General features: G+C 73.8%; 21 protein-coding genes. 10 read left to right on the top strand and 11 right to left on the bottom strand.

Going from position 1 to position 18810, the window contains the following annotated elements; genetic code table 11:
- The first annotated feature begins 4 nt into the window (after positions 1-4).
- The gene (locus FB558_RS23810) at positions 5-3169 is read left to right on the top strand and encodes a bifunctional cytochrome P450/NADPH--P450 reductase (RefSeq protein ID WP_211366799.1); all 3165 of its coding nucleotides are present in this window, start codon (positions 5-7) and stop codon (positions 3167-3169) included.
- Positions 3170-3189: 20 nt separating this feature from the next.
- Here the strand turns inward: FB558_RS23810 and FB558_RS23805 are convergent, their stop codons facing one another.
- Positions 3190-3951: an SDR family NAD(P)-dependent oxidoreductase gene (locus FB558_RS23805; protein ID WP_142057018.1), complete on the bottom strand. Its 762-nt coding sequence runs from the start codon at positions 3949-3951 to the stop codon at positions 3190-3192.
- Here FB558_RS23805 and FB558_RS23800 point away from each other — a divergent pair.
- Positions 3950-4363, top strand: coding sequence for a MerR family transcriptional regulator (locus FB558_RS23800; RefSeq protein WP_211366798.1), 414 nt, complete (start codon positions 3950-3952; stop codon positions 4361-4363). The two genes, FB558_RS23805 and FB558_RS23800, sit on opposite strands and share 2 nt — an antisense overlap.
- Positions 4364-4502: 139 nt before the next feature.
- On the opposite strand, the gene FB558_RS23795 is transcribed toward FB558_RS23800, so the two are convergent.
- Both FB558_RS23795 and FB558_RS23790 read right to left on the bottom strand, forming a co-directional pair.
- The gene (locus FB558_RS23795) at positions 4503-4847 is read right to left on the bottom strand and encodes a YrdB family protein (RefSeq protein WP_170231497.1); all 345 of its coding nucleotides are present in this window, start codon (positions 4845-4847) and stop codon (positions 4503-4505) included.
- A 73-nt stretch (positions 4848-4920) separates the two neighbouring features.
- Positions 4921-5913: an iron-siderophore ABC transporter substrate-binding protein gene (locus tag FB558_RS23790; RefSeq protein ID WP_142057013.1), complete on the bottom strand. Its 993-nt coding sequence runs from the start codon at positions 5911-5913 to the stop codon at positions 4921-4923.
- A gap of 157 nt (positions 5914-6070) precedes the next feature.
- Between FB558_RS23790 and FB558_RS23785 the strand changes: the two genes are divergently transcribed.
- Positions 6071-6379 (top strand): hypothetical protein, encoded by a 309-nt coding sequence (locus tag FB558_RS23785; protein ID WP_142057011.1) that lies wholly within the window; start codon positions 6071-6073, stop codon positions 6377-6379.
- Positions 6376-7074, top strand: a complete 699-nt coding sequence (locus FB558_RS23780; protein WP_142057009.1) for a hypothetical protein — start codon at positions 6376-6378, stop codon at positions 7072-7074. The genes FB558_RS23785 and FB558_RS23780 overlap by 4 nt, the downstream gene beginning before the upstream one ends.
- Here FB558_RS23780 and FB558_RS23775 read toward each other — a convergent pair.
- On the bottom strand, positions 7005-8210 hold the full coding sequence (locus FB558_RS23775) for an FAD-dependent monooxygenase (RefSeq protein WP_170231496.1): 1206 nt from the start codon (positions 8208-8210) through the stop codon (positions 7005-7007). The two genes, FB558_RS23780 and FB558_RS23775, sit on opposite strands and share 70 nt — an antisense overlap.
- A gap of 71 nt (positions 8211-8281) precedes the next feature.
- Here FB558_RS23775 and FB558_RS23770 point away from each other — a divergent pair, with 71 nt between their 5' ends.
- On the top strand, positions 8282-8854 hold the full coding sequence (locus FB558_RS23770) for a TetR family transcriptional regulator (RefSeq protein ID WP_142057006.1): 573 nt from the start codon (positions 8282-8284) through the stop codon (positions 8852-8854).
- A 12-nt stretch (positions 8855-8866) separates the two neighbouring features.
- Here FB558_RS23770 and FB558_RS23765 read toward each other — a convergent pair whose 3' ends face one another.
- Positions 8867-9793 (bottom strand): aminoglycoside phosphotransferase family protein, encoded by a 927-nt coding sequence (locus FB558_RS23765; RefSeq protein WP_170231495.1) that lies wholly within the window; start codon positions 9791-9793, stop codon positions 8867-8869.
- Between the two features lie 91 nt (positions 9794-9884).
- Positions 9885-10094, bottom strand: a complete 210-nt coding sequence (locus FB558_RS23760) for a hypothetical protein (RefSeq protein ID WP_142057002.1) — start codon at positions 10092-10094, stop codon at positions 9885-9887.
- Positions 10095-10300: 206 nt separating this feature from the next.
- Here FB558_RS23760 and FB558_RS23755 point away from each other — a divergent pair, with 206 nt between their 5' ends.
- Entirely contained in the window at positions 10301-10723 is a 423-nt protein-coding gene (locus FB558_RS23755) for a hypothetical protein (RefSeq protein ID WP_142057000.1), read from the top strand.
- Here FB558_RS23755 and FB558_RS23750 read toward each other — a convergent pair.
- Positions 10708-10998 (bottom strand): DUF1540 domain-containing protein, encoded by a 291-nt coding sequence (locus tag FB558_RS23750; RefSeq protein WP_142056998.1) that lies wholly within the window; start codon positions 10996-10998, stop codon positions 10708-10710. The genes FB558_RS23755 and FB558_RS23750 overlap by 16 nt on opposite strands.
- A gap of 243 nt (positions 10999-11241) precedes the next feature.
- Between FB558_RS23750 and FB558_RS23745 the strand changes: the two genes are divergently transcribed.
- On the top strand, positions 11242-12243 hold the full coding sequence (locus FB558_RS23745) for an NAD(P)H-dependent flavin oxidoreductase (RefSeq protein WP_425468093.1): 1002 nt from the start codon (positions 11242-11244) through the stop codon (positions 12241-12243).
- Here the strand turns inward: FB558_RS23745 and FB558_RS23740 are convergent.
- The 3 genes from FB558_RS23740 to FB558_RS23730 are packed head-to-tail and all read right to left on the bottom strand — an operon-like array spanning position 12231 to position 14073.
- Positions 12231-13034 (bottom strand): enoyl-CoA hydratase/isomerase family protein, encoded by an 804-nt coding sequence (locus FB558_RS23740; protein WP_142056994.1) that lies wholly within the window; start codon positions 13032-13034, stop codon positions 12231-12233. The genes FB558_RS23745 and FB558_RS23740 overlap by 13 nt on opposite strands.
- 42 nt (positions 13035-13076) lie before the next feature.
- Positions 13077-13811 carry an SDR family NAD(P)-dependent oxidoreductase gene (locus tag FB558_RS23735; protein WP_142056992.1) on the bottom strand — a complete coding sequence of 245 codons (735 nt, stop codon included), beginning with the start codon at positions 13809-13811 and terminating at the stop codon, positions 13077-13079.
- 10 nt (positions 13812-13821) lie between these two features.
- Positions 13822-14073, bottom strand: coding sequence for an acyl-CoA dehydrogenase family protein (locus FB558_RS23730; protein ID WP_142056990.1), 252 nt, complete (start codon positions 14071-14073; stop codon positions 13822-13824).
- Positions 14074-14182: 109 nt separating this feature from the next.
- Between FB558_RS23730 and FB558_RS23725 the strand changes: the two genes are divergently transcribed.
- From FB558_RS23725 to FB558_RS23715, 3 genes are all read left to right on the top strand, one after another.
- Positions 14183-14797 carry a TetR/AcrR family transcriptional regulator gene (locus FB558_RS23725; RefSeq protein ID WP_142056988.1) on the top strand — a complete coding sequence of 205 codons (615 nt, stop codon included), beginning with the start codon at positions 14183-14185 and terminating at the stop codon, positions 14795-14797.
- A 65-nt stretch (positions 14798-14862) separates the two neighbouring features.
- Positions 14863-15648 (top strand): nucleotidyltransferase domain-containing protein, encoded by a 786-nt coding sequence (locus FB558_RS23720; RefSeq protein WP_142056985.1) that lies wholly within the window; start codon positions 14863-14865, stop codon positions 15646-15648.
- A gap of 42 nt (positions 15649-15690) precedes the next feature.
- On the top strand, positions 15691-18021 hold the full coding sequence (locus FB558_RS23715) for a penicillin acylase family protein (RefSeq protein WP_142056983.1): 2331 nt from the start codon (positions 15691-15693) through the stop codon (positions 18019-18021).
- 28 nt (positions 18022-18049) lie between these two features.
- On the opposite strand, the gene FB558_RS23710 is transcribed toward FB558_RS23715, so the two are convergent.
- Positions 18050-18799 (bottom strand): FadR/GntR family transcriptional regulator, encoded by a 750-nt coding sequence (locus FB558_RS23710; RefSeq protein ID WP_170231494.1) that lies wholly within the window; start codon positions 18797-18799, stop codon positions 18050-18052.
- Positions 18800-18810 lie beyond the last annotated feature (11 nt).

The following is an 18810-nucleotide window of genomic DNA, read 5'->3' as shown; positions in this document are numbered from 1 at the left end:
GGATGTGTCCACCCCGCTGATCCCGCAGCCCCGCCCGCGGCCCCTCGTCGGCAACCTGCCCGACCTCGACGCCGAGAAGGGCATCTTCGGCCTGATGGAGCTGGCCGACGAGCACGGCCCGATCTACCGCCTGGACGTGCCGGGCGGCGACCTCGTCGTCGTCAGCTCCCAAGAGCTGGTCGACGAGCTGTGCGACGAGTCGCGGTTCGACAAGAAGCTGCACAACCCGCTGCGCAACGTGCGCGACTTCGCCGGTGACGGCCTGTTCACCGCCGAGACCGACGAGCCGAACTGGGGCGCCGCGCACCGCATCCTCATGCCGGCGTTCGGGCCCGCCGCGCTGCGGGAGATGTTCGACGGGATGACCGACATCGCCGAGCAGCTGCTGCTGAAGTGGGAGCGCCAGGGCACGGGGCAGCGCATCGACGTCAGCGACAACACCACTCGGCTGACGCTGGACACGATCGCGCTCTGCTCGTTCAGCTACCGCTTCAACAGCCTCTACAGCGACCAGATGCACCCGTTCGTCGGGGCGATGGTGCGCTCGCTCGTGGAGTCGGGGGAGCGGGGGCGGCGGCTGCCGCTGCAGAACCGCCTGATGCTGCGCACCCGCCACCAGTACGACGAGGACAAGCGGCTGATGTACGAGGTGGCCGACCAGATCATCGCCGACCGCAGGCGCCGTCCGCTGCCGGACGGGCAGCACGACATCCTCGACACGATGCTCGAGGCGGCCGACCCGCGCACCGGCGAGCGGCTCTCCGACGAGAACGTGCGCTACCAGCTCGTCACGTTCCTGATCGCCGGCCACGAGACGACCAGCGGCCTGCTGACCTTCACCCTCTACGAGCTGCTGCGGAACCCGGAGATCCTCGCCCGCGCCCGCGCGCACGTCGACGAGGTGCTCGGCGACCGCGCGCCCCGCTACGAGGACCTCGCCCGGCTGGGCTACCTCGACCAGGTCTTCAAGGAGAGCCTGCGGCTGTGGCCGACGGCGCCCGCGTTCGCCGTGCAGCCCTTCGAGGACACCGTGATCGGCGGGCGCTACCCGGTCAGCGCGGGCCAGACGCTGCTCGTGCTCATCCCGCAGCTGCACCGCGACCCCGCGGTGTGGGGCGAGCAGGCGGAGGCGTTCGACCCGGACCGCTTCGCCTTCGACCGCGCCGCCGCGCTGCCGCCGAACGCGTGGAAGCCGTTCGGCAACGGGCAGCGCTCCTGCATCGGGCGCGGGTTCGCCCTGCAGGAGGCGACGCTGTTCCTGGCCATGCTGCTGCAGCGCTTCGACATCACGGCCGCCGATCCGGACTACCGGCTGCACGTCAAGCAGACCCTGACGATGAAGCCCGACGGGCTGTACGTGCACGTCCGTCGCCGCGAGACCACGATCGTCCCCACCGCCCCGGCCGCGCGCCGCGTCGCCGACCCGGAGGCCGCGGCCGCGGCGGCGAACGGGATCCCGATCCGGGTGCTGTACGGGTCGAACGCCGGCACGTCCGAGGCGTTCGCCCAGCGGATCGCCAACGACGCGCGGCTGCGCGGGTACACCGCGACGCTCGACGGCCTCGACAGCGCCGCGGGGCACCTGCCCACCGAGGGCGCGGTCGTCGTCGTGACCTCCTCCTACGAGGGGCAGCCGCCCGACAACGCCCGCGCCTTCGTGCAGTGGGTGCAGAACCTGCCCGATGGCGCCCTCGACGGCGTCCGGTACGTCGTGTTCGGCAACGGCAACACGGACTGGGCCCGCACCTACCAGGCGGTCCCGAAGGCCATCGACGAGCACCTGGCGCGGGCCGGGGCGCGGCCGCTCCTCGCGCGCGGCGAGGCCAACGCCCGCGGCGACTTCTTCGGCGACTTCGAGGACTGGTACGCCGGGTTCTGGGAGCCCGTCGACGCCGAGTTCGGCCAGGCGACGCGGGAGCCCGCGCCGACGCCGCAGCTGGAGGTCGAGTTCGTCGGCGCCGTGCGCGACCCCATCCTGCGCCGGAACGGGCTGCAGCTCGGCACGGTCGTGGCCAACCGCGAGCTGGTCGACACCTCGGCACCGGGCGCGCGGTCCAAGCGGCACGTCGAGATCGCGCTGCCCGACGGCGCTGCCTACGAGGCGGGCGACTACCTGGTCGTCCTGCCGCTCAACCCGGCCGCGACCGTCGACCGCGCCCTGAACCGCTTCGACCTGGTCTACGACAGCAACGTCGTGATCCGCACCGGCGGCGGGCGCACCTTCCTACCCGTCGACACCCCGGTGACCGCGGGCGAGCTCCTGGCCAGCTACGTCGAGCTGGCCCAGCCGGCCACGCGCAAGCAGATCGAGCAGCTCGCCGACGCCACCGTCTGCCCGCCGGACAAGAAGGCCCTCGAAGCCCTCGCCGGCGACGTCGACGCCTACGCGGCGCAGGTGCTCGACAAGCGCGTCAGCGTCCTGGACCTGCTCGAGCGCTACCCGGCCTGCCAGCTCGCGTTCGCCAGCTTCCTCCAGCTGCTCGGTCCGCTCACCCCGCGCCAGTACTCGATCTCGTCGTCGCCGCGGTGGAGCCCCGACCACGTGACGCTCAGCATCGCGGTGGTCAGCGGCCCCGCGCTGTCCGGCCACGGCGTGCACGAGGGCGCGGCATCGACCTACCTCGCCCATGCCCGGCCCGGGACGAAGGTGGCCGTCACGGTCCGACCGTCCAACGTGGCCTTCCACCCGCCGCAGTCACCGGCCACGCCGATGGTGATGGTGTGCGCCGGCACCGGGATCGCCCCGTTCCGCGGGTTCCTGCAGGACCGGGCGCTGCGCGCGCAGGCCGACGGCGTGCCGCCCGCCCCCGCGCTGCTGTTCTTCGGCTGCGACCACCGGGACGTCGACTACCTCTACCGCGACGAGCTCGCCGCCTGGGCCGACGCCGGGATCGTCGAGGTGCACCCCGCCTTCTCCGCCGATCCGGTCGACGGCGTCCGCTACGTGCAGGACCGGCTCTGGGCCGACCGCGCCCGGGTGGTCGAGCTCGTCCGCGACGGCGCCGTGTTCTACGTCTGCGGCGACGGCAGGCGGATGGCCCCCGCGGTCTACGAGACCTGCACCCGGATCTACCGCGAGGCCACCGGGGCCACGGCGGAGGAGGCCGAGGCCTGGCTGGACGCGATGCAGCACGACCACGCCCGCTACGTCGCCGACGTGTTCGCCTGAGGTAGGCGCGACGCGGCAGGTCAGGCCACCGCGTAACCGCCGTCGACGCCGACGACCTGGCCGGTCACCCAGCTCGTCGGGTCGGCCAGGGCGCGGATCCAGGGCGCCACGTCCTCGGGCCGGCCCCGACGGCCCAGCGGGATGCGGGCCCGCTCGTCGGCCTCGAGCCGGGCGATCTCGTCGGAGGACAGACCCATGGCCGCGAGGGCCTCGCTCTCGGTGGGCCCTGGCGCGACCGCGTTGACCCGCACGCCGAGCCCGGCGAGCTCCAGGGCCCAGCTGCGGGTGAGCTGTTCGACCGCGGCCTTCGTCGCGCCGTAGACGCTGATGCCGGGAGCCGGCTTCGCCCCGAACGTGCTCGAGACGTTGACGATGCTGCCGCCGCCCGCGCGCAGGTGCGGGAGCGCGGCCTGGGTCAGCAGCACGGGCCCGAGGACGTTGGTCGTCCACATCGTCGTCGCGTCGTCGGGCGTGATGTCGCCCAGCGCGGCGGGCCGGCCCGTACCCGCGTTGTTGACCAGGACGTCGAGGCGCCCCCGTTCGGTGAGGGCCGCCTCGATGATCGTCGTGACGTCCTCTGGCCTGCCGACGTCGGCCACGTGGGCGCGGATGCCGGGGTGGTGGGACGCGGTGGCGGTGAGCGCGGCGGCCCGCCGTCCCACCACGAGGACATCCGCCCCGTGCTCGGCCAGGTCGACGGCCACCGCCCGGCCGATGCCCGACCCACCTCCGGTGACCACGACGGTGCGCTCGGCCCACCCGCTGTCGGAATCTTCGATCATGCCTTCGACGCTAGGTACTGACACGGGTGTCAAGGTCAAGGACGGAGACGGGCGGATGCTGATCGGCGAGCTCTCACGGCGGACCGGGGTGAGCCGGCGGTCCCTGCGCTACTACGAGCAGCACGGGTTGCTGCGGTCGCGGCGCAGCGCGAACGGGTGGCGCGAGTACGACGACGCCGCCGAGCGCCGGGCGCGTGCCGTCGCCGAGATGCTCGCGGCCGGCCTGACGCTCGAGGGCGTGAAGGAGCTCGAGCCGTGCCTCGACATGCACGACCTCGACGCCTGCGACGACCCGGGCTTCGCGCTGGAGACCTACCGCGCGCGGCTCGCCGTGGTCGAGGAGCGGTTGAGGGCGCTGCGGCACCACCGCGACGAGCTCGCACGACGTGTCGACGAGCTCGCCAGCCACTGACGGTATCCGGGCCGTCCCGGCCCAGCCATGATCACCGTCCGCGGCGAGACGGAGGAGGCTCCCACCGGACGAACGGCACTCTCGTCGGTACCTAGCCGGCGAACGTGCCGTTCGTCATGCGAATCCCGTTTCCCGGCGGTCACGCACGGGCGCTGCCCCGGGCCCGATCGAGCACGACGACCACCACGGCGACGACGCCGAGCGTCCAGCCCCATGCCGGCCGGTCGGCGAGTGCGAGAAGTACGGCTCCGACGAGGAAGACGCCGAGCTGGAAGGCGAACAAGCCCGGATCGGTGAGGCGGTTGCCCGAGGTCGGTGCGGCGAGCACCGCCCACAGCCCGATGACCGCCAGGGGCAGGAAGACCGCGAGCACCCACCGCCACGGCCCCACGCCGACGTGCCAGCCCCACACCCCGAACGCCGCCCAGGCTGCGAGCTCGACGGCGAACAGCACGACGTCGTTGACGGTCTTGGCCAGGGGCACCCGGGAAGTCTCGCCCATCCGCGTGGGGGAACCGGATCCGGCCACGCTCAGGCGGTGGTCCCGTGGTTCGCGGTCAGGGGGCCTCCGTGGCGGCGGCGAGCTCCGGGAGCGCGATGTCGAGGGCGTGGGGCAGGCTCAGCGGGCTGCCGAAGCCGAGGGCGCCGTTGAACTCGGAGGCGAAGGCGCCGGTGTAGTAGGTCCGGCCCTCCCGCACGACATCCAGCTGGGCGAACACCGGGTCGGCGAGCATGGTCTCCTCGTCGGCGCCGAGGACGACCAGGACGTCCTTGTCGAGGAGGCCGAACCGTTCCGAGCTGATCTCCCCGGTGTCGGGGGAGTTGACGAATCCGAGGTCGGTGAAGAACTGGGCCCGCAGATCGGTCCCCTCCAGCACGTACGCGCCGCCCGTGTTCCCCGAGCTGAGGAAGACCGAGATCGTCTTGCCCGCGAACGACGGGTGGGCGGCCGACGCCTCGGCGAAGCGGCCCTCCACCGACGCGACGAGCTGCTCGGCCTCCTCGGGCTTGCCCAGCGCCTGCCCGGTGATGCGGGTCTGCTCCTGCCAGGTGGCGGTGGTGCCCGCCGCGGGCTGCGCCACGGTGGGCGCGAGCTGCGACAGCTTGTCGTAGTCGGACTGCTCCATGAACGAGTAGACGCCCAGGATCAGGTCGGGCTGCAGCTCTGCGATCTTCTCGAGGTCGATCTCCTCGCCGCCGACCTTCTCCGGCGGGGGGCCGGTCATCTCCTCGCGGGCCCACGCGCGGCTGTCCTCGTCGAAGGCGCCGATGAAGTCGCGGACCCCGACCGGTTGGGCACCGAGTGCGAGCACGAAGTCGGCTTCGTTGAACCCCAGCGCCACGATCCGCTGGGGCGGCTGCTCGATCGTCGTTGCGCCGAAGGCGTGCTCGATCGTCACCGGAAAGCCCGGTGCGGCCGGCGGCGCGTCGGGCTCGGCGGGCGCGGTACCGCCCCCGCAGGCAGCCAGCACAGCGGCGGCCGCCGTGGCGGCGATCGCGGCGGACACGGCCCGGACCCGGCGCCACGAGCGGCGCGCAGGAGTCGTCATCGTCGTCTCGGCTTTCGGCAGGCGTGCCGAGGCGGGCCCGGGCACGGGGGAGCAGGTCAGGTGAGGCTTACCTGCGCGAGGGTGGGGCGTCAAGGCTGCTGCGCGGCGGTGCCGCGATCGTCACAGCAGCACAACCGCCCTGATCACCGAGCACGTCGTGCTGATCGACCAGGGGCGGATACTCCTCGACGAGGACGCCGACGCGCTGCGCGCCGCCGCGGTGACCGTGTCCGGCCCGGCGGGCGCCGTCGAGGCCTTCGTCGCCGGGCACACGCAGCTGCACCGCGAGGAACTGGCCGGGAGGCTGCGCGTCACGGTCGCAGGGGCCGGGGAGCAGCCGCCCGGCCTCGGGCTGGAGGCGCAGCCGGTGTCGCTGCAGCAGCTCGTCGTGCGCACCACCCAGCACGGCAACAGGACCAACGGGCAGCCGGTCACCGCCGGTTCCGGGGGAGGGGAGCTCCGATGAAGTGCCTTGTCGACGTCGCGCGCGTCCAGACCTCGAACTGGTTCCTGGTGCTCGGGCTGCCGCTGGCCGTCCTGCTGGCCGCGCTCGTGCTGAACGTGGCGACCTTCGCGATCATGGGGTTCGAGCCGCCGCCGGAGGGACGGATGACGGGTGCGCCGGCGGCGCTGTACGTCGCGATGGGCATCGCCCACCTGCAGGCGATGACGCAGGTGTTCCCGTTCGCGCTCGGGATGAGCGTCACGCGCCGGACCTTCTACGCCGCGACGGCGCTGGTGATCTGCGTGCAGGCGGCGGTGTACGGGATCGTCCTCGTGGTCCTCGGGCAGATCGAGCTCGCGACGAGCGGGTGGGGTCTGGGCATCGGGTTCTCCCGGCCGCCGTTCCTGCTCCAGGAGGGCGTCCTCACCCAATGGCTGGCCTACACCACGCCGATGTCGGCGGTCGCCGCGGCCGGCGTGCTGATGGGCGTGATCTTCAAGCGGTGGGGCCAGCTCGGGGTGTACGCCGCCATCATCGGCGGCGGCGCCCTGCTGACAGGGCTCGCGCAGCTCGTCACCTGGCAGGGGTGGTGGCCCGCGGTCGGGGCCTTCGTCGCGAGCCGGTCCGCCCTCGAACTGGCAGCGGGCTACCCGCTGCTGCTCGCGCTGCTGCTCGGCGGGGCTGGCTGGCTGGTGCTGCGGCGGACCACGGCCTGACGCCCGGCCCGGCCGAGCCCCGCCACCTGTTCCAGCAGCCGGCGGCGCAGGGACGCCGGCAGGTGGTGCACGACCTGGTCGCGCAGCATCCGGGACATCGGGGAGCGCAGGTGCGCGAGCTGCATCGACCGCCGGGTCTGCGCGAGCACCCGGGCGGCGGCGGGATGGCGTTCGTCGTGGTAGCTGTCCAGCAGCCGCTCGGGGGCCTCGCCGGTGACGACCGCCGCGAGCTTGCCGCCCAGGTCGAACGCGTCGTGCAGGCCGATGTTCAGTCCCTGCCCGCCCGCCGGGTTGTGGGTGTGCGCGGCGTCGCCCGCGAACAGCACGCGGCCGTGCCGGTAGTTCACCAGCTGACGGTGCCCGCTGCGCAGCACCGTCAGCCAGGTCGGGTCGCGCAGGAGCGGTCGGCCGGGGAAGACGCGGTCGACCTGGTGCTGGATGTCGGCGAGGGTGGGCTCCACCGCGGGCCCCGAGGTGGCGGGAGCCGTCACCGCCACCCGGAACGTGCCGTCGCGGAACGGCACGAGCACGCCGAAGCCGTGCGCCGACCAGATGAGCTGCAGTTCGGGATCCACGCCGTCGAGGGAGACGTCGGCGCCGTAGTAGGTCCAGGCTTCGCGGGCGCCGCGCACCGGAGGTTGCAGCAGGTGGCGCACCGTGCTGTGGGCCCCGTCCGCGGCGACCAGAAACCGCGCCCGCGCCCGGCGTCCGTCCGTGGTGGCCACGACGTGGTCCGACCCGGGCTCCACCGCGATCAGGCGCTCACCGCGGCTCGGGACCCCGCCGAGCTCGCGCAGCCGGCGTTCGAGGACCTCCTCGGTCTCGGCCTGCGGCAGGACCAACACGAACGGGAACGGCGTGTCCAGCTCGTCCATGCGCAGGTGGGCGGCCTTTCCGGGCCCGGTGACCAGGGCGATCTCGCGGACCACCCGCCCACGCGCGACGAGCTCCGCGCTCATGCCGCGCTGGTCGAGCAGCTCCAGCGTCCGGGCGTGCAACGTCAGCGCGCGGGAGCCGGGCTCCCGTTCGGCCCGGGCTTCCACCACCTCGCAGGCGATCCCGGAGCGGCGCAGCTCGCCCGCCACGGCCAGTCCGACCGGACCGGCGCCGACGACGAGGACGTCGAGGGTTTCCATGTCGATCTCCTTCATCCGATATGCTGGCACTCTAGACGCACTTGGCACCACGGTGCCAGTTTGGGGAGGCCATGTCGGGTTTGCGGGAACGCCGGAAGGAGCTGACCCGGCAGGCCGTCGAGGACGCGGCCCTGCAGCTCTACCGGGAGCGCGGGATCCACGAGACGACCATCGACGAGCTGTGCGAACGGGCAGGCGTCGCACGCCGCACCTTCTTCCGCTACTACGGCTCGAAGGAGGACGTGCTGCTGTCGCGGCTGCGGCTCGACATCGCCACGGTCGAGGAGATCTTCCGGCGGACGCCGGACGGCGAACCCGTCACCGCACTGCTGACGCGCGCGGCCGACGCCGTGGTGGCCGACCCGCCGGCGCTCGCCCGCTTCGCCGACGTCGTGCTCGCCGTTCCCGCGCTGCGTGCCCTCTACCTGGGCATGCTCGCGGAGTTCGAGGACGCGCTGCGGGACCTGGTCGCCCACCGGCTGCAGATCCCGCCCGACGGCGAACGCGCCCGGCTCCTCGCCGCCGCCGCGGTCACCGGCTACCGGGTCGGACTCGAAGCCTGGATGAGCATGCACCCCCGGCCCGAGCCCGGGCCCGTGCTGCGTCGCACCGTGGCGGCGCTGGTCGAGCCGCTGGCCGGGTAGCTCCCGGCCCGGTCACGCGGGAGGTGCGGCACCCAGCAGGTGGGAGATCCGGCGCGCCCGGCCCACGACGGCGGGGTGGTCGAGCCCGAACCCGCGCGGCGGACCGAGCCAGCGGCACAGCTGCCGCAGCCCCAGTAGGACCGCGCTGCGCCGGATGGTCGCGGCGTGGTCCGCAGGCAGCGGCCGGACGTGCTGGTAGCCGCGCAGCACCGCGGGAAGGAGGGTGACGGGCAGGGTCTCCCGGTCGTGCAGCAGGAAGTGGCCGAGGTCGAACAGCGGCTCGGCACCGCGGATCTCGCCGAGGTCGATGAGGCCGGTGTAGCGGCCGTCGGCGCAGAAGATCGGGGTGACGTCGAAGTCCCCGTGCGCCAGCGCCGCGCGGTCCGGTGGACAGGCGCGCTCCCGCTCGACGAGGCCGTGGAGTGACTCCAGGTCGCGGCCGCCGAACAGCGCCGCGAGGGCGCCCGGCCACGGCCGGGGCAGGTCCGAGGTGACGAAGGCGTCGTGGCGCGGGTACTCGGCGTGCAGGGGCCACCCCGGACCGCATCGCCGGACGAAGCCGTACCCGTCCACCGGCACGGTGCCCAGCAGGGCGAGGTCGCGACCCGCCTCCTCGGCGACGGTGACCGCGGCCACCGGGTTGCCGACCTCGGCCAGTGACGTTCCCGGCACCTCGGTCGTGATCAGCACGGAGCGGTCGATGCCGGCGACGAAGGGCTCGACGTGGACGACCTCGGCCACCCGCACGCCCAGGCCCCGCAGCCGATCGTGGAGATCCGCCTCGGTGCGCAGGTCGTCACCGGGCTCCTCCGCGACGCGCAGGTAGAAGGTGCCGGTTCCGCGGAACACCCGGTAGACCTGGGTGGAGACTCCGTCCGGGGTGCGGGCGAACGACGGCCTGCCGCCGAAGACCCGTTGCAACAATGCGGCCGTGGCCACGGCGTCGACGTCGGGCTTGCGGTTCAGGTCGTCCTCCCGGCCTCGTCCCGCGAACGCTAGCGGCGGCCGGCCGGGCCCGGTACCGGTTTGCCTACCCGGCCGTCCGGAAGCCCTTGTAGCCCTCCGCGGCGACCTCGTCGCAGATCGCCCGGTAGGCGCCGACCCCGCCGATGTAGGGCAGGAACACGCGGGGTTTGCCGGGCACGTTGGAGCCGAGGTACCAGGAGTTCGCGAGCGGGTAGAGGACGGCGGCGCCGCCCGTACGACCAGGGCGCGCGTGGGGCGCCTGCAGCTCGGTCACGCCCCCGTGATGATCGTCGAGTCGGCGCGTTCCCGGGCGGATTCCACCCGTCTTCGCGCCGACTCCGTGATCAAGGACGGAGCATGGACGACCGATACCGCGGATCCTGCCGCTGACGGGCCGGACCGAGACCTGCGTCATCGGAGTCTGGACACCCGGGCGGAGGTCAGGTTAGCGTCGCCTCAGTAGAAGCGAGGGAGGTCTACGTGGGCTTGCGACTCCCGATCGGGGACGTCACCGTGCTCCTGGGACCCGCGCTCGCCCGGCTCCGGGTGATGGCGCAGCTGGACGAGAGCAGCGGACGCGCGTCGGGGCGGGCATGCGTGGGCGTCCAGCGGCTGGTGGCGGGCCCCGAGGACACGGTCGCCGACCGGCTGGAGGCTCTCGCCTCCGCCGCTCGCGGTGACGCCGCGATCGTGCTCGTCGACCGCTTCACCGACGGGCTGGCGGCTCACGAGCGCGCGTCGCTGCTGCGCCGGCTGCACGCGGTGGCCGACGGCCGCGCGGTGCTCGTGAACGACCGCGACCCGGTGGCGGCGCTGGCGGCGGCCGACGGCGCGCTGCGCGTCGACCGGTCGGGCGGGCTCTCCTACGAGCCCGTCGCGGAGCTGGACTACCTGGCTTCGTAGGTCAGGCAGTCGGCCACGTCGGTGCCGGCGCCGACGTCCACCGACGGGGCGGTGCACTCGAGCTTGTCGTTGTAGCGGCAGTCGGAGCGGTGGCATGCGCCCACGAGGCCGGTGCGGTCGGTGCCCGCGCGGAAGGAGATCTCCACGAAGGTGCCGCAGTGGGCGTGGTCGCCGCCGATGGTGATGGCGCCGGCGTGGCAGCTGGAGGACTCGTTGTACGAGCAGCTCGTGGCCGAGCAGCTGTGCACCTGGGGCAGGTCCTGGACGGAAGTCATGGCGGCATTGTGGGGTGGTCGCGGTGGCGCCGCCAGGCAACAGAGGCTTGCTTCACCGGCGCCCAGTGTGGCCTGAGAAGCCACGCTGACCTGCGCTGATACCCATCCGGGCGATGGACGGCCGGATCGGGAATGCGGCCGATCCGGTGAATCCACCGCGGCGTCCCGGGTGATCGACACCACCCGTGCGGCGCGGTCGTCGACGTGGCACGGTCAGCGGGCCGTCGTCGGGAGGAACGCATGTTGCTGGACGCGCTGGAACGCCCGCTGGTACTCGGGCCCATGGCGGGCGGGCCCGGGACGCCCGAGCTGGCCGCGGCGGTCAGCGACGCCGGGGGCCTCGGGTTCCTGCCCGCCGGCTACCGCTCCGCCGCCGAGCTCGGCGAGCGGATCGCGCGGTACCGGGCGCTGACCGCCGCGCCGTTCGGCGTCAACCTCTTCCTGCCCGGGCCCGACCGCGCGCCCGATCTCACCGACTACCGGGCGCGCCTGGTGCCCGAGGCCCGCGCTCTGGGCGTCGAGCCCGGCGAGCCCCGCTGGAGCGACGACGAGTGGCCCGCCAAGCTCGCCCTGCTCCTCGACGACCCGGTGCCGGTCGTCAGCACCACGTTCGGCTGCCCGCCCGCCGACGCGGTCCGGGCGCTCCGCGGCGTCGGCTCGGTCGTGATCGCCACCGTGACCACGCCGGACGAGGCCGACGAGGCCGCGGCGGCGGGCGTCGACGCCCTGTGCGTCCAGGGCACGGAGGCCGGCGGGCACCAGGCCTCGTTCGACAACGACGAGGTGCGTACGATTCCGCTGCTCGACCTGCTCGCGCAGGTCCGGAACCGGGTCCCGCTGCCGCTCGTCGCGGCAGGCGGGATCATGCGCGCCGAGCACCTGCGTGCCGTCCTCGACGCCGGTGCCGTCGCCGGGCAGGCGGGCACGGCGTTCCTGCGGTGCCCGGAGGCGGGCACGAGACCGGCGCACCGCGACGCGCTCGTCGAGCTCACCGACACGGCCGTGACCAGGGCGTTCAGCGGGCGCTGGGCGCGGGGCCTGGTCAACCGCTTCCTCACCGACCACGACGCCGCGGCCCCGGCCGCCTACCCGCACGTCCACTACATGACGGCGCCGCTGCGGGCCACCGGCGCGGTCGACGTGCTCAACCTGTGGGCGGGCACCCGCCACGGGCTGGCGCGGGAGCGACCGGCGGCCGAGGTCGTGGCGGAGCTGACGGCGGAGCCGGGGGATCACTCGGCCTGAGCGGACGGGAAGCGCGGCTCCCGCTTCTCCCGCAGTGCCGCGACGCCCTCGAGGACGTCGGGTCCCATGAAGCAGAGCATCTCGTAGGCCGCGGACTGGTCGAAGGCCGGGCCTGCGGCGCGCAGCCAGCTGTTGAGGGCCCGTTTGGTGAGCCGGATCGCCTGCTGGGAACCGGTGGCGAGGACCTGCGCCACCCGCAGCGACTCCTCGAGCACCTGCTCGCGCGGCAGCGCCTTGGCCACCATCCCCAGCCGCTCGGCCTCGGCGCCGGTGAGCATCTCGCCGGTGAGCAGGTAGTAGCGGGCCTTCGCCATGCCGGCCAGCAGCGGCCAGATGATCGCGGCGTGGTCGCCCGCGGCGACGCCCAGCTTGACGTGGCCGTCGCCGAGCTTGGCGTCCTCGGCGCAGATCGCGACGTCGGCCAGCAGGGCCACCACGACGCCGGCCCCGACGGCGACGCCGTTGATGGCGGACACGATGGGCTTCTCGCAGTTGATGATGTTGTAGACGAGGTCGCTCATCTCGGTGAGCATGTGCGAGACGCGCTCGTGGTCGCCCGCCATGCGCTCGACCATCGCCAGGTCGCCGCCCGCGGAGAACGCCTTTCCCGCGCCGGTCACGACGGCGACGCGCGTCCGCGGGTCGGCGGAGACGTCCCGCCACACGCGGGCCAGCTCGCCGTGCAGCTGCTCGTCGGCGGCGTTGTACTTGTCGGGCCGGTCGATGGTGATCAGCAGGACGCCGTTGTCGTGGCGCTCGAAGCTCAGCTGCTGGTAGCCGTCCAGGCTCATGGCGGGCTCCTCGTGGGTGGGTCTGGTCCGGGCGCCGCCCGGTCAGCTCATGGTCAGACCGCCGCTGACGCTGACGGTCTGGCCGGTGATGTAGGCGGCCTCGTCGGAGGCGAGGAACGCGACCGCGTTGGCGACGTCGCCCGGCTCGGCGAGCCGCCGGAACGGGATCGCCTTGACCAGCGCCTCTCGCAGCCTCGGCCCGGCGAAGGAGGCGAACAGCGCGGTGTCGGCCGGGCCGGGGCACACGCAGTTGACGTTCACCTGCGCCCGTGCCATCTCCCGGGCGGTGGACTTGGTGAACGCGATGACGCCGCCCTTGGCCGCGGAGTACACGGCCTCGCCCGACGAGCCGACGCGGCCGGCGTCGGAGGCGATGTTGACGACCGCGCCGCGGCCCTGCGCGGCCATCAGCGGCAGCACGGCCTTCGACGTGTGGAGCACGCCGTAGAGGTTGATCGCGATGAGCCGGTCCCAGTCGGCGGGGTCGGAGTCGACGAACGGCCCCGCCTTGTCCCAGCCGGCGTTGTTGACCAGCACGTCGATCCGGCCGAACCGCTCGTGGGCCTGCGCGACCATCGCCGTCACCGACGCGCGGTCGGTGACGTCGGCGGGCAGGGCCACGCCGCCGACCGCCTCGGCGGTCTCGGCCGCGGTGGCCCCGTTGACGTCGGAGACGACGACCGCGGCCCCCTCCCCGGCGAGCTTCTCGGCGATGGCGCGGCCGATGCCCTGGCCGGCCCCGGTCACGATGGCGATCTTCCCGTCGAGCTTCCCCACGTTCCTCCTCCTACGGTGCGAGCTCGCGGCCCAGCTTCTGCTCGGTGACCACGCCGGCGGTGAGTCGGTCGGCGCCCGCGCCGCCCAGCGCGGTGGGCAGCTCGGGAGCGATCAGGCCGAGCCGCCCGATCTCGCGCCGCAGGTCCGGCTCGATCCGGCCGCTCGCCTCGCGGGCCCGGTAGCCCGGCAGCAGGTGGTCCTCGGCGACGGAGCGGGCCCGGTCGCGGAACTCGCGCTGCCTCGCGGTGAGTGCGAAGTCCATGGCCGCCTTCCGTCGACACCGACGTTGACCACGGTGACAAAATTCGACCCCAGGGTCAATAGTGCGGGTAGAAGTTTGACTTGCCGGTCAGATCCGCGACACTGGCCTGATGACGACGTCCGCGGGGGAGGCGGTCGGCCGCGTGCAGCGCAAGCGCGGGCGCCGGATCCAGCAGATCCTCACCACTGCCGCCGAGCTCTTCGGCGAGCGCGGGTACGACGGCGTCAGCCTCGAAGACGTGGCGGAGCGGCTGGACGTCACCAAGGGCTCGCTCTACTACTACTTCTCCAGCAAGGACGAGCTGGTCACCGCCGCCATCGAGACCCTGGGCAACGACTGGACCGACCGGCTCGAGCGGCTGCGCGCGGCGCAGGACGGGCCCCCGGCCGCGCGGCTCAGGGGGCTGATCCGCGCACACGTCGCGATCGCCGTCAACGAGTACCCGGCGGCACTGCGGCTGTTCCTGGTGCCCGGGACGTGGCCGCAGGCGCAGCGCACGCGGATCACGGCGTTGCGCCGACGGCACGACCAGGTGTTCCGGACCGTGCTCACCGAGGGCGTGGAGTCCGGCGACTTCGCCGTGGTCGGCATCGACGTGACACTGCAGGTGATGCACGCCGCGATGAGCCAGGCGCCGTTGTGGTGCGCCGAGGGTGCGCCGGGCGAGCGGGACCGGACCCTGGACGAGCTCGCGGACGCGCTGATGAAGCTCGTGGCCCGGTGATCGCGGCCGGCCCCGGCGGCGGCGGGGCGGTCCGGCCGGGACCGAGCACACCCGAGGAGGACGACGTGCGGGACCCGGACGAGGGCGTGGGTGCGGACGGCACGATCGTGACCGGCGCGGCGCGCCACCGGGTGCCGGCGGCGTTCGAGCCGGTGCTCGCGGCGGCGGTCGCGGCCCTCGGCGACGACGTCGAGCTCTACCTCTACGGGTCGGTGGCCACGGGGCGGGCCCGGCCGCCCGCCTCCGACGTCGACCTGCTCTCGGTCGGCCTGCCCGGCCCGGCGGCCGCCGAGCTGGGCAGGCTGCTCTCCGGCCGGTTCGCGGACCTCTGCCGCGGGGTCGAGATCGGGGCCGCCCAACCCGCGGACCTCGTCGGGCCCGCCGACGAGCCCTACGGCCTGCGGGTGTTCCTGCGCCACTACTGCGTGCGCCTGTCCGGCCCGCCCCGGCCCGACCCGCCGGCCTTCCCGGCCGACGTCCGGGCGGCACGCGGGTTCAACGGCGACATCGCCCAGCACGCGCAGCGGTGGCGCCAGGACCTGCGCGCCGGCGCGGACCCGGCCGCCCTCGCGCGCCGCGTCGGCCGCAAGAGCCTGCTCGCCCTGGCGTCGCTGGTGAGCGTGCGGGACGCGACCTGGACGACCGACCGCGCCCGTGCGGCCCGGCGGTGGTCGCAGGTCCGGCCCGCGATGTCCGGGGACCTGGAGGTGCTGCTGCGCTGGACCGACGGCGCCGACCTCCCGGCGGACCCCGGACGGGTGCAGCGCATGGTCGAGGGAGCCGTTGCCCGGATCGTCGAGGACTTCGCCACGACGGTCGGGCTCTGGCGGGCCCGGCCACCTGATCGGTGATCCAATTGGGGACATCGCACCGCATTGCCGAGGAGGATGTGCATGGCCGCCGTCCGGACGTCGTTCGTGCTGCCCGGGCTCACCGCGCCCGCCGAGATCGTCGTCGACCGCTGGGGCGTCCCGCACGTCTACGCCGCGAGCACCTACGACGCGTTCCGCGTGCAGGGTTTCAATGCGGCGCGCGACCGGCTCTGGCAGATCGACTTCTGGCGCCGCCGCGGGCTGGGCCTGCTCTCGGAGGTGCTGGGCGCCGAGCACGTCGAGCGCGACCGGGCCGCGCGGCTGTTCCTCTTCCGCGGCGACACCCGCGCCGACTGGCTCGCCTACGGCTCGGACACCAAGCGCGCCGCGACCGCGTTCGTCGAGGGCGTGAACGCGTTCGTGCAGCGGACGCGGGAGGACCCGGGGCTGCTGCCCGTCGAGTTCCGGGAGCTCGGCTACGAGCCCGCGTTCTGGCAACCGTCGGACGTCACCCGCATCCGCAGCCACGGGCTGTTCTACAACCTGCGTGACGAGGTCGCGCGGGCGCTGGTGCTGCGCGACCACCCCGCCGAGGTGGAGGAGCTGCGCAAGCGGCGGGAGCCGTCGCGGCCGCTGCAGGTGCCCGAGGGGCTGGACCTGGGCGTCATCCCGGACGACGTGCTGGCCGTCTACGACCTGGCGACGGTGCCGCCGGTGTTCGGGGCGGCCGCGGCACCCGGCGTGCTCCCGGAGGGCAGCAACAACTGGGTGCTCGCGGGGGAGCGCACCGCGACCGGGCGGCCGATCCTCGCCAACGACCCGCACCGGGCCACCGGGTCGCTGCCGGGACTGCGCTACCTGGCCCACCTGTCCGCCCCCGGGTTCGACGTCATCGGCGCGGGGGAGCCGGCGCTGCCGGGCATCTCCATCGGCCACAACGGCCGCATCGCGTTCGGGCTCACGATCTTCCCGATCGACCAGGAGGACCTCTACGTCTACGAGACGAACCCCGACGACCCGCTGGAGTACCGCTACCAGGGCCGCTGGGAGCCGATGCGGGTGGAGCGCGAGACGGTCCCCGTGCGCGACGGGACGCCGGTGGAGGTCGAGCTGCGGTTCACCCGGCACGGCCCGGTGATCCGCGAGGACCCGGACCGGCACACCGCCTTCGCCGTGCGCGCCGCCTGGCTGGAGCCGGGGATGGCGCCCTACCTGGGCAGCATGGACTACATGCGGGCCCGCGACCTGGACGAGTTCCAGGCCGCGATGAACCGGTGGGGCGCGCCGCCGGAGAACCAGGTCTACGCCGACCCGGGCGGCACCATCGCCTGGCAGGCGGGCGGGTTGACCCCCGTGCGGCCGAACTGGGACGGCACGCTGCCGGTGCCCGGGGACGGCCGCTACGAGTGGGCGGGCTTCCTGGACGCGGACGAGCTGCCCGGCTCGGTCGACCCGCCGCAGGGGTTCATCGCCACGGCCAACGAGCAGAACCTGCCCGCGGACTTCCCGCCGGAGCGCCACCTCACCTCCGACTGGTACGCGCCCTACCGGCGGTGGCGGATCGACGAGGTGCTCGCACCGGCGTCGGGGGTGACGCCGCAGGAGATGGTGGCGCTGCAGAGCGACTTCGTGAGCATCCCGGCGCGCCGGATCCTCGCCCGCGTCGCGACCCTCCCGCTGCCGCCCGACGTCGACGGGCTGGCGCTGCTGCAGGGTTGGGACGCGGACCTGCGACCCGACTCGGCCGCCGCTGCGCTGTTCGAGGTCTGGTACCGCCGCCACCTGCGGCCCGCCGTGCTGCGCCGGGCGCTCGGGCGGCTCGTCGCGCCCGACGCCGTGGCGGGCGTCGCGCGGCAGATCGCCGTCCGCGACGAGCTGAACGCCGACGCCCGCGTCGACCTCGACCTGTTCGAGACGCCGGGACAGCGGCTCGGGCCGGACCCGGAGCGCTTCCTGGCCGAGACCGTCGCCACCACGCTGGCCGCGGCGGTGGCCGAGCTCGAACAGCTGCTCGGCCCCGACCGCGCGGGCTGGAGCTGGGGCCGGCTGCACGTCGGCCGCATGGCCCACCCGCTCGCGGCACTGCTGCCCGGCGTGCCGCCCGAGCAGCTCGTCGCCGGCCCGCTCCCGCGCGGCGGCAGCGGCGACACCGTCGGCAACACCGCCTACGGCCCGGACTTCGTGCAGAGCGCGGGCTCGACGTTCCGGGTCGTCGTCGACGTGGGCGACTGGGACGGGTCGCTGGCGATGAACGCACCCGGCCAGTCGGGGCGGCTGGGCGATCCGCACGCCACCGACCTCTTCGCCCCCTGGGCCCGCGGCGAGGCCTTCCCGCTGCTCTACAGCCGCGAGCGGGTCGAGGCGGCGGCGGAGCAGGTGATCGTGCTGGAGCCGGGCGCGCCGGCGGGCTGATCCGTGCCCCGATCAGCGACGCCGACAACTAAACGAACGCGCGCACGCTCTCCGGCGCAATGATGTCGTCCCCCGGGGCCGCCACCGCCCGCACCTCCTGGTAAAAGATCCACAAGTGCTCAGCCACCGCCTGGCGGGCGGCGACCGGGGCGCGGCGGGCGATGGCGTCGACCATGAACCGGTGGTCGTCGGATCGCGTGCCGGAGTGGGGGAGGGCGAGGGTCCGCCGCCGGAACTCGACCATCTCGGGCACGAGCGGCTTGTACAGCCCGATCAGTACGACGTTGTGCGATGCGTTCATGATCGCTTCGTGCAGCGCCTCGTCGGTGTGCACGAGGGCGTCGAGGTCGTGCTCGTGGGCCTCGTCGTGCGCGATCCGGAGCCGGTTCAGCTCGCGTAGCTCGTCGTCGGTGGCGCGCGTGCAGGCCAGCCCGGCAGCAGTGGTTTCGAGACCGATGCGGGCCTCCAGCAGTTCGGTGAGCGCGAAGCCCTCGTCGAGGCTCCACCTCACGTACTGGGTGGTCGGATCGTCCGCGGGCGGTTCGCAGACGAACGTCCCCTTGCCCCGAACGACCTCGATGATCCCGAGCGTCGAGAGCTTGCGCAGCGCCTCCCGCAGGGACGTACGCCCGACGTTGAGCTGCTTCGCGAGCACCGGCTCGGACGGCAGCCGTTCGCCGGGTTTGAGGGCGCCGTTGGCGATCGTGGCGGTGATGCGTTCGGCGATCACATCGGGCACGGGCCGCCGCGTGAGCGGCTCGGACAGTCCGTCGGTCACCACCGCACGAT

Origin of the sequence: Pseudonocardia kunmingensis, assembly GCF_006716445.1 — a bacterium.
Taxonomy (GTDB): Bacteria; Actinomycetota; Actinomycetes; order Mycobacteriales; family Pseudonocardiaceae; genus Pseudonocardia; species Pseudonocardia kunmingensis.
The sequence above is the reverse complement of the archived record's forward strand: the minus strand, read 5'-3'. Positions and strand labels throughout refer to the sequence as shown.

Coding starts and splice junctions, on each gene's coding strand:
- FB558_RS23730 (WP_142056990.1), bottom strand. CDS start 14,073: ATGGACTTCGCACTCACCGCGAGGCAGCGCGAGTTCCGCGACCGGGCC.
- FB558_RS23750 (WP_142056998.1), bottom strand. CDS start 10,998: ATGACTTCCGTCCAGGACCTGCCCCAGGTGCACAGCTGCTCGGCCACG.
- FB558_RS23715 (WP_142056983.1), top strand. CDS start 15,691: ATGGCCGCCGTCCGGACGTCGTTCGTGCTGCCCGGGCTCACCGCGCCC.
- FB558_RS23740 (WP_142056994.1), bottom strand. CDS start 13,034: ATGAGCCTGGACGGCTACCAGCAGCTGAGCTTCGAGCGCCACGACAAC.
- FB558_RS23770 (WP_142057006.1), top strand. CDS start 8,282: ATGTCGGGTTTGCGGGAACGCCGGAAGGAGCTGACCCGGCAGGCCGTC.
- FB558_RS23775 (WP_170231496.1), bottom strand. CDS start 8,210: ATGGAAACCCTCGACGTCCTCGTCGTCGGCGCCGGTCCGGTCGGACTG.
- FB558_RS23800 (WP_211366798.1), top strand. CDS start 3,950: ATGCCTTCGACGCTAGGTACTGACACGGGTGTCAAGGTCAAGGACGGA.
- FB558_RS23780 (WP_142057009.1), top strand. CDS start 6,376: ATGAAGTGCCTTGTCGACGTCGCGCGCGTCCAGACCTCGAACTGGTTC.
- FB558_RS23805 (WP_142057018.1), bottom strand. CDS start 3,951: ATGATCGAAGATTCCGACAGCGGGTGGGCCGAGCGCACCGTCGTGGTC.
- FB558_RS23790 (WP_142057013.1), bottom strand. CDS start 5,913: ATGACGACTCCTGCGCGCCGCTCGTGGCGCCGGGTCCGGGCCGTGTCC.
- FB558_RS23725 (WP_142056988.1), top strand. CDS start 14,183: ATGACGACGTCCGCGGGGGAGGCGGTCGGCCGCGTGCAGCGCAAGCGC.